The following is an 8,887-nucleotide window of genomic DNA, read 5'->3' on the forward strand; positions in this document are numbered from 1 at the left end:
TTATTATTTATATACTACTTGCCTGCTGAGAGCTCATAAATCCAATCATACCTGCTCCAGCCTTGATGGGACTCCCCATCTCTCTAGGTGATAAACGGCTTTAAGGTGACAGGACCAACATTGTTGGTGCTACTTATACATTAAAAAACTCAAGTGCCAGTAAGAGCGCAGCTGAAAGTATAAGTAGCTTGTTTACAAGTTTATTGACCATTTGGATTGAAGACATGTCATTACCACACGTAATCTTAACTGTTCTTAGCACTCGCGACGCAACCGGTTACGATATCACTAAAGAATTCTCTGCTAGCATCGGTTACTTCTGGAAAGCAAGCCACCAACAGGTGTACCGTGAACTCAACAAAATGGCTGAGAAAGAACTGGTTACTTGCGTATTAGAACCCCAAGAAGGCAAACCAGACCGCAAGGTTTACTCCATTACAGACGCTGGTCGCAGCGCTTTAGGAGAGTGGTTTGATCAACCAACTGCACACCCAACAGTTCGTGATGAGTTTTCAGCGAAATTGATGGCATGTGCCGTTCAACCAGCGGCTCCATTCCGTGACCAACTCGCCGAGCTAGTTGAAGAGTCTCGCAAACTGGTTTCTCACTACAAAGAAATTGAAGCGGCTTACTACGCAACGCCGTCAACTTTAGATAAACAAGCTCGCCTAGAACGTCTAACGCTTCGCCGTAACCTACTGTTACGTGAAACTTGGATCACTTGGGCAGAAGAAGTTCTAACTGAACTTGAAGTGATTGGTTAAACTCCTTTTGCTTTGATAAAACGAAAAAGGCTTGCCACTTGGCAAGCCTTTTATCTTTTTGAAACTAGGTTTACGCACCGACTACTGCGCGAGGACGAACACCCAACGTATGGCATAACGCGTAAGTCATCTCTGCACGGTTTAGTGTGTAGAAGTGAAAATCCTTAACCCCTTCACGACTCAGTACACGCACCATATCAATAGCTTGGCTAGCTCCTACAAGCTGGCGAGTCACCGGATCATCATCCAAGCCATCGAATTGTTTGCTCATCCATCCTGGTACTTTCACATTGTTCTGTGCCGCAAAGCGAGAAGCTTGCTTAAAGTTCGATACAGGCAAAATTCCTGGCACAATCTCTACGTCAATTCCTGCTGCGACACAACGGTCACGGAATCGCAGGTAAGACTCAACGTCAAAAAAGAACTGAGTAATAGCACGGTTTGCACCTGCATCTACCTTACGTTTTAGGTTCAATAAGTCAGACTGTGCGCTTTTAGCTTCAGGGTGAACCTCAGGGAATGCAGCAACGGAGATATCGAAATCGTGGCGTGATTTCAGCAGCTCAACCAAATCCGAGGCATACATATCAGGCGCACCGCCACCTGGAGGAATATCACCACGCAGAGCGACGATATTTTCAATACCATTGTTCCAATAGTCATCGGCAATATTAATCAGCTCTTCACGAGTCGCATCAATACAAGTGAGATGGGGAGCGGCAACCAATCCGGTTGTTGCTTTAATTTCTTTAATGATGGAGTGTGTTCTGTCACGCTCGCCGGAGTTCGCACCGTAAGTCACAGAAACAAATTTAGGTTGAAGCGTTTTAAGACGGTGCACTGAATTCCAAAGTGTTTCTTCCATCTTAGCGCTGCTTGGCGGAAAAAACTCAAACGATACATTGATGTTATCTGATAACTCAGCAATATTCTGGTTCAAGGCGTCGATATGGCCTGCGTGCGTATATCCCATCTTACTCTCCCTGCGGCACTCCGCCACGAAAACAAATCCTTAAAATCGACGTTTAGACGTCTATATGTCTACAGAATGTATTGAATACGATTTAATGTCAACCTTGTAATTATGAATTTTTCTCAAGTTAATAATGAAGATAGTTCAAGTTTCTACTTGAGCATCATCTCACCATTTTGCACGGGTTATGACTTCAGTATGGCACTGATAGGGGAATAAAAAACCCTGGATTAGTTCCAGGGTTTTTAGGTCAATCGCAACTTTAAAATAAACCAGCCAATCGGTTGAGGTCGGATTGAATAGCGCCGGCTGTCACTTCTCTGCCTGCGCCTGGTCCTCGAATGACCAGAGGGTTATCTTTGTACCACTTGCTCTCTATGGCAAAAATGTTATCGCATGGCAATAAGTTAGCGAGCGCGTGCTCACGAGACAACGCTTCGACTCCCACCGTTGCTTTACCATTTTTTTCTAAACGCGCAACATAGCGAAGCACTTGATCGTTTCTCTGTGCTTTTGTCAGACGCTCTTGAAGTATTTCACTCAACAATGCTCCATTATCAAAGAAATCATCTAAGCTCAGTTCTCTTAATTCTTCTGGCACCAAAGACTCAACTTTAACGCTGTCTGGTTCTATATCTAGGCCCGATTCTCGAGCCAAGATGACTAACTTACGCATTACATCGGAGCCATCTAAATCAGAACGAGGGTCAGGTTCGGTTAACCCTTGCTGCCAAGCAAGATCGACTAAATCATTAAATGGCACAGAACCATCAAACTGTTGGAACAGCCATGATAACGTCCCCGAGAAAATCCCCGATAGAGCGACGATTTCATCCCCACTTTCACGAAGATCTCGCACGGTATGGTTTATCGGTAACCCAGCACCAACCGTTGCGTTGTATAGCCAATGACGACCAATTTTAGCGAATGCATCTTGAACCTGATGGTAGTACTGACTATCTGCGGAACCGGCCACTTTGTTAGCGGAAATCAAATGAATGCCTTGCTGTGCGATTTCTACGTAGCGCTGAGCTAACTCTTTACTCGCGGTAACATCAAGCACGACGGCTTCATCATAGCTTTTAAGCGCTCCCAAACGTGCCAGCCAATCCCCATTGTTGGCTATGCTTTCATCATCAAATCGTTCAGCAACACTCGCCGCCTCAATACCTTGCTCATCGAACCAATAGGTTTGGCTATCCACAACCGCGACAAGATCAAAGCTCATACCATGACGTTTTTCGAGCTCACTTTTTTGCGTCGCAAATAAATTTAACCAACTAGAACCAATATTACCCTTGCCACATAAAGCCACTGCCACGCGTTTTTGCGCTTGGAACAACTGGCTATGAATCGTTTGAACCAACGCCTCGGTATCAGTACGGCGCAAAACAGCGACTAGGCTCAGCCCTGAGTCTGTTTCAGAGATAAATTCTACCGGAGAGTGCTTTAGCTTCTGATAAAAGCCAAAGCAATGATTGGCGTTTTTCGTAACGCCTGCACCTACCGCAGCTAAGAGCGAGTAACCTTCTTTTAGCTTAATTTCTGCCTCTACCGCAAGCTCTTGCAAGTGTTTCAATGCACCACCGGCGATTTCTGCGGTGTAAGCCAAGCGTAGCGTGTGCTGATCGGATTGAGCTTCAAATGCCAGTGGCTCTAATTGCGCGCGCTGCAACGCTTGTAATACATCACTCTGTGTTTTTTCGAAGTCGTGCCCATGCATGAAAGACAACTGCACCAATAAAACATCATCCAGTGAAGTAATAATTTTAGCGCCACGACCAGATGCCAATACACGCTCAATACGAGTAGAACCCGACTCTGGCAGATAGCTACACTTGAGATTAAGGTCCATGGTACTTTGCGCCACAGGCTGAAGCGTACGACTGTGTAGCACTGGGGCAGCTAAGCGAGCAAGTTCACTGGCTTCATCCAATCGAAGTAACGGTAATAAACAAGCGTCAGACACCAAACGTGGATCGGCACTATAGACACCAGCAACATCACTCCAAATCGTGACAGTACTGACTTCAGCAAGCGCGCCTATGACCGTTGCAGAATAGTCAGAGCCGTTACGACCAAGTAGAATGGTTTCTCCTGCCTCGTTCTGAGCCATAAAGCCAGTAATTACCACACGTTTATGGTTATGCTGCGCGAGGATCTCTTTAATTAAAGGGTATGAACGAGCGCGATCAACCTCTGGTTGAGTTCCCGCTTCTGCACGTAAAAACGCTCGTGCATCTTGTGCAACCGCAGGGATAGAACGTTGAGATAATAACGCGGCCAATAGGCGAGCAGACCATACTTCTCCGTGTCCCAGTACCGCAGCTTTTTGCGCATTAGTGAGTGGTGCAGTTAGCTCCGAGAGAGTACTGAACTCATCATGTAATAAAGCTAACAGCTCTTCTTTTGCTTCACTCTCCAACAAGCTTTCTATTAGCTCAGTTTGGAACTGTCTCAAGCTTTGAAGCGCTTCATGCGCAATTCGGCCATCTTTACTTAACCCTTCCAAAAACTCAATCAAGCGGTTAGTGGTTTTTCCTGCAGCAGATACGACCACCAGATCATTTTCTGTCGAATACTCCTTGAGAATACCCACAACGCGTAAGTAGCATTCTGGGTTTGCTAAGCTACTGCCACCAAACTTATGCAGCTGACGTTGTACAGTCATTGTTATCGTCTCCTATTACTGGGTAGCTTTAGCGAACGCTTGTTCTAAATCTGTGATGAGGTCTTGTGCATCTTCCAAACCGACAGACAAACGCAATAGTTGATGAGAGACCCCAGCCTCCGCCAGTGCCTCCTCACCCATTGCACGGTGAGTCATGGATGCCGGGTGGCAAATCAAACTTTCTACACCACCTAATGATTCAGCTAATGAAAACAGTTGGAGCTCTTTCACAAACACCTTTATCTGCTCAAACGAACCAGCAAACTCAAAACTCAACATAGAGCCAAAGCCCGTTTGCTGCTTTTTAGCGATGTCATGACCTGGATGTTCCGGCAGGCTTGGATGATAGATAGTTTTAACTAACGCTTGTTTCTGTAGGTAAGCCAGTACCTGCTGTGAGCTCTCCTCATGTACTCGCATACGAGCACCAAGCGTACGAATACCTCGCAGCGTCATATAACTATCGAAAGGTGTGCCCGTTGCACCAATACAATTGCCCCACCATGCAAGCTCTTCTGCATGCGCCTCTGTGTTGGTGATGATTACTCCACCAATTACGTCCGAATGACCGTTGATGTACTTTGTTGTGGAGTGGATAACAAAATCCGCACCTAGCTCTAAAGGTTTTTGGTACACGGGTGTCAAAAAGGTATTGTCCACCGCAACTAACGCGCCGATTTGTTTCGCTTTTTCACAAGTAGCTGCAATATCCACTACGCGAACCAGAGGGTTTGACGGAGTTTCTAGCAAAATGAGTTTTGGTTTTTGTGCCAATGCAGCATCTAAAGCCTGTTCGTCTGATTGATCGACAAACTGAACCTTAAAATCGCCTTTGCTAGCTCGGGTATTAAAAAGACGATAGGTGCCGCCATAACAATCGTGAGGAGCAATAATGAGATCATCTGGGCCGAGAAAAGCGGAAACCCATAAATTTAATGCCGACGTACCGCAGTTAGTAACAACCGCTCCTTTTCCAGACTCAAGTTCAGATAGCGCACTTTCCAACAGTCCGCGGTTTGGATTACCAGATCGTGTGTAATCATACTTGGGCACTTCACCAAAAGCAGGAAAACCATAGTTAGTGGAAAGATAAATAGGTGGAACGACAGCATGATATTGGCTGTCTGATTCAATACCAGTGCGTACTGCAATGGTCGCAAGTTTGCGAGTGCTCATGGGTGTATCCTTTCACGGGTAATGACTTCTAAATAGGAATGCGCTATATCTAATGAGTAACATAAAGTGATCAACACGCTTCCTTTGCTGTTATGTTCACTTTACTCGTCAAAAAATGAGACGTCAACACTTCTAGACGTCTATATGTCTTTGCTTATGGCGGTAAATGCAGCTAAAATCAGCACCTAAATTATTTTTAACCGATTACATAAATGAAGGTGTGCAATGGCTGACTGGAATGGCGAATACATTAGCCCATATGCAGAGCACGGCAAAAAAAGCGAACAAGTAAAAAAAATTACCGTCTCTATCCCGCTAAAAGTTTTAAAGGTGCTAACTGATGAGCGTACTCGCCGTCAGATCAATAACTTACGCCATGCAACCAATAGCGAATTGCTATGCGAGGCATTTTTGCACGCGTACACAGGTCAGCCACTTCCGACAGATGAAGACCTTCGTAAAGACCGTCCTGATGATATTCCAACAGAAGTAAAAGCGCTGATGACGGAAATGGGCATCGAATTTGAGTCATTCGACGAAGAATAAAAAAGCCTGATAAGAGGTTTCAGGTAATAACTCTTGCCTCGAGCCAAATGAATGACATAAAAAATGGGACGCAATAGCGTCCCATTTTTGTGTATCACATCTGAAAGATATATTACTCTGCCATGTAGTTTTCAGGCATCTCGATACGAGCTACACCTGAATTAACCGCCGCCTGAGCGACCGCTTTTGCAACACGTGGTAGCAAACGTGAATCCATTGGTTTTGGAATAATATAGTCCGCACCAAACTCTAGCTTATCAACACCTGCAGCCTTCAATACGGCTTCAGGTACAGGCTCTTTTGCTAGCTCACGAATCGCCTCAACGGCTGCAAGTTTCATTTCATCATTGATTTCACTTGCACGCACATCAAGAGCACCGCGGAAAATGAATGGGAAACACAATACGTTGTTAACTTGGTTAGGATAATCACTACGGCCAGTACCCATGATCAAGTCATCACGAACTGCGTGAGCAAGTTCCGGCTTGATTTCAGGATCCGGGTTAGAACATGCGAATACGATTGGCTTATCTGCCATCAACTTCAACGCTTCCGCTGGCAATAGGTTTGGACCAGATACACCTAGGAACAGATCTGCACCTTCAATCACGTCTTCTAGTGTGCGCTTATCTGTATTGTTCGCAAATAGCTGCTTATATTCATTAAGATCATCACGACGAGTGTGAATCACACCTTTGCGATCTAGCATGTAGATTTTTTCGCGCATTGCGCCGCATTTGATCAGAAGCTCCATACACGCTACAGCGGCAGCGCCAGCGCCAAGACAAACAATTGTTGAATCTTCAAGTTTCTTACCTTGAAGTTCGATTGCATTCAGCATACCCGCTGCCGTTACAATAGCAGTACCATGTTGATCATCGTGGAATACTGGTACATCACAACGTTCAATCAGACGCTTTTCAATCTCAAAACAGTCTGGTGCTTTAATATCTTCAAGGTTGATACCGCCAAAAGTGTCTGCAATGCTCGCAACAGTATCAACAAATTCATCGATCGTGCGGTGCTTAACTTCAATATCAATAGAGTCAAGACCTGCAAAACGCTTAAACAGTAACGCTTTACCTTCCATCACTGGCTTAGATGCAAGTGGACCTAGGTTACCTAGACCTAGAATAGCGGTACCGTTAGAAATAACAGCAACCATGTTCCCTTTTGCAGTGTACTTGTACACGTTATCCGGGTTTTGTGCGATTTCACGCACTGGCTCTGCAACACCAGGGCTATATGCAAGGGCAAGATCACCCGCCGTTTCCGCAGGCTTTGTCAGTTCGACAGCAATCTTTCCTGGAGTTGGATAAGCATGGTAATCCAATGCTTTTTGGCGATGTTCTTCTTCTGGAGTGGCTGCTTGGTGGTTGTCTTCAGACATGGACGTTTCTCTTTTTTATTTTTAGGTAAGGGGGCATAAATTCTATCGGATAGAAATCAAACTTCATAGGCAAGATTGCGAGCAATATCCTTAAAAAGCCGATAATAAAAGAGATTAGACCAGATAACGGGGTTAAGCACCCGATTTTCGAGTCAGGTGCTCTTTCTTCTTACTATTATTGGAGTATGCAAACTTAGAAAGTATCGTTACTCTTCGTCCACGTATTGCGCTTGGAGATAATTCTCAATACCAGACATTTCAATCAAGCCAAGTTGCGTCTCTAGCCAATCAACATGTTCTTCTTCATCTTCAAGAATATCTTGGAAGAGATCTCGAGACACATAATCTCGAATGTCTTCAGCGTAGGCAATCGCATCTTTTAAATCTGGAATAGCCGCCATTTCAAGCTTTAAGTCACACTCGAGCATTTCCTTGGTATCTTCACCAATCATCAACTTACCTAAATCTTGTAGGTTCGGTAGGCCTTCAAGGAACAAAATACGCTCAATTAGATGATCGGCATGCTTCATCTCATCGATAGATTCGTGATATTCCTTGTCTGCTAGGTGCTTTAAGCCCCAGTCTTTATACATTCGGGCGTGAAGAAAATACTGATTAATAGCGACGAGCTCGTTACCGAGCACTTTATTGAGATGTTGAATGATGATTGGATCGCCTTTCATGACAAAACCCTCCTCTTTGGCTTCATTTAAATGTAGAAGCAAATGAGAAGGTGTCAAAATGTAAGGCAAATAATTACTGCATACTTACAGCAATTAGCTGGCTTGTTTAAATTCCGTGTAACTAGTTTCCGCTAAAATTTCCTTGGCCTGTCTGATGCACTTACCACATTGGCTGCCCAATGCCGTGCACTTTTTGATTCCTTTAATATCTGTTACGCCTTCATCTATCGCCAACTTCCTAATTTTTTTGTCGGAGACACCATGGCAAAGACAAACGTACATACTCAAAAAACCTATAAAACTAATCTGTGACAAACAATATAAACAAGAATAGTTCTTGTTACCAGTCGCATTATGGTGTCCGCTCAGAATATTTGGTTATAACGATTTTACCGCTGCAGGAAAAGATCAAAGGGTTAAGAGGGGTGAGTAAAAGCGTTAAGAAACAAAGCCGGTAAAACTCTGTTTTTAAATCGAAAAAGTGACGTCTTTTATTTCAACACTTATAACTAAATGTAATCTAGAAATGAAAAAGGGAAGCCTAAGCTTCCCTTTTCGATGCGCTTTCTTCAAAAAGAAGAACAGTGCAAGATTTCGTTTAATTCGTTATGAATTAGTCGAAGATCTTAGCAACAACACCAGCACCTACTGTACGGCCACCTTCACGGATCGCGAAACGTAGAC

The 8,887-nt window shown here is 44.3% G+C and carries 8 protein-coding genes and 1 pseudogene; 2 read left to right on the top strand and 7 right to left on the bottom strand.

What is annotated here, in order from left to right; genetic code table 11:
* The first annotated feature begins 224 nt into the window (after positions 1–224).
* Complete coding sequence (locus tag R8N46_RS22095) at positions 225–764, top strand: PadR family transcriptional regulator (protein ID WP_005382791.1); 540 nt, start codon at positions 225–227, stop codon at positions 762–764.
* 70 nt (positions 765–834) lie between these two features.
* Here R8N46_RS22095 and metF read toward each other — a convergent pair whose 3' ends face one another.
* The 3 genes from metF to R8N46_RS22110 form a co-directional block, all read right to left on the bottom strand.
* Positions 835–1,737 carry a methylenetetrahydrofolate reductase gene (gene metF / locus R8N46_RS22100; protein WP_005381345.1) on the bottom strand — a complete coding sequence of 301 codons (903 nt, stop codon included), beginning with the start codon at positions 1,735–1,737 and terminating at the stop codon, positions 835–837.
* 262 nt (positions 1,738–1,999) lie between these two features.
* Positions 2,000–4,408: a bifunctional aspartate kinase/homoserine dehydrogenase II gene (locus tag R8N46_RS22105; RefSeq protein ID WP_115386339.1), complete on the bottom strand. Its 2,409-nt coding sequence runs from the start codon at positions 4,406–4,408 to the stop codon at positions 2,000–2,002.
* A gap of 15 nt (positions 4,409–4,423) precedes the next feature.
* The gene (locus R8N46_RS22110; RefSeq protein ID WP_213972564.1) at positions 4,424–5,584 is read right to left on the bottom strand and encodes an O-succinylhomoserine (thiol)-lyase; all 1,161 of its coding nucleotides are present in this window, start codon (positions 5,582–5,584) and stop codon (positions 4,424–4,426) included.
* A gap of 225 nt (positions 5,585–5,809) precedes the next feature.
* Here R8N46_RS22110 and metJ point away from each other — a divergent pair, with 225 nt between their 5' ends.
* Positions 5,810–6,130 (top strand): met regulon transcriptional regulator MetJ, encoded by a 321-nt coding sequence (gene metJ / locus R8N46_RS22115; RefSeq protein ID WP_005381353.1) that lies wholly within the window; start codon positions 5,810–5,812, stop codon positions 6,128–6,130.
* A gap of 112 nt (positions 6,131–6,242) precedes the next feature.
* On the opposite strand, the gene R8N46_RS22120 is transcribed toward metJ, so the two are convergent.
* From R8N46_RS22120 to R8N46_RS22135, 4 genes and pseudogenes are all read right to left on the bottom strand, one after another.
* On the bottom strand, positions 6,243–7,520 hold the full coding sequence (locus R8N46_RS22120; protein WP_005381358.1) for a malic enzyme-like NAD(P)-binding protein: 1,278 nt from the start codon (positions 7,518–7,520) through the stop codon (positions 6,243–6,245).
* A gap of 206 nt (positions 7,521–7,726) precedes the next feature.
* Positions 7,727–8,203: a bacterioferritin gene (gene bfr, locus R8N46_RS22125; protein WP_005381359.1), complete on the bottom strand. Its 477-nt coding sequence runs from the start codon at positions 8,201–8,203 to the stop codon at positions 7,727–7,729.
* A gap of 93 nt (positions 8,204–8,296) precedes the next feature.
* Positions 8,297–8,485, bottom strand: coding sequence for a (2Fe-2S)-binding protein (locus R8N46_RS22130; protein WP_005381360.1), 189 nt, complete (start codon positions 8,483–8,485; stop codon positions 8,297–8,299).
* A 331-nt stretch (positions 8,486–8,816) separates the two neighbouring features.
* Positions 8,817–8,887, bottom strand: a pseudogene (locus R8N46_RS22135) (elongation factor Tu); the annotation flags it as partial.

The sequence above is a fragment of the Vibrio sp. 1874 genome, from assembly GCF_033344395.1.
Lineage (GTDB): Bacteria > Pseudomonadota > Gammaproteobacteria > Enterobacterales > Vibrionaceae > Vibrio > Vibrio alginolyticus.